Genomic DNA, 347 nt, shown 5'->3' with positions numbered 1-347 from the left:
GTCTCCGTTCTGGCCCATGCCGAGATAGTCGTTGGAGCACCAGACGGTGATTTCCTGGGCGCGGCCGTTGGAACGCCAGATGGCGCGAGGGAACCTGCCCACGATGCGCTCGAGATCGGCGAAAACGCGGTAGCGCCGCTCCGCATGGAGCTGGTCGATCGCATCCTCGAAGAACCGCTGGTAATTCATGTCGAAGCGTCCTGTGCAAGGGTGAGGGCCACCAAGGCCGACAAATTCCTGGACGTTTTCTGCGGCGGACGGCAGAGCCTCGCATTGAGCAAAGTCAATTTTTGGGCGCAATCAACTTTTGCTCGCTAGCCCACTCGCCTGGCGTGCCCGTTTCAGGC

Annotated in this window: 1 pseudogene; it reads right to left on the bottom strand. The window is 60.8% G+C overall.

The features are described 5' to 3' along the window. Positions 1-189 (bottom strand): annotated as a pseudogene (locus tag EN869_RS33800) (5-aminolevulinate synthase); the annotation flags it as partial. Positions 190-347: the final 158 nt, after the last annotated feature.

It is taken from the genome of Mesorhizobium sp. M2D.F.Ca.ET.226.01.1.1, assembly GCF_004022705.2.
GTDB lineage: Bacteria > Pseudomonadota > Alphaproteobacteria > Rhizobiales > Rhizobiaceae > Mesorhizobium.
This window is presented reverse-complemented; position numbering and strand designations above follow the sequence as displayed.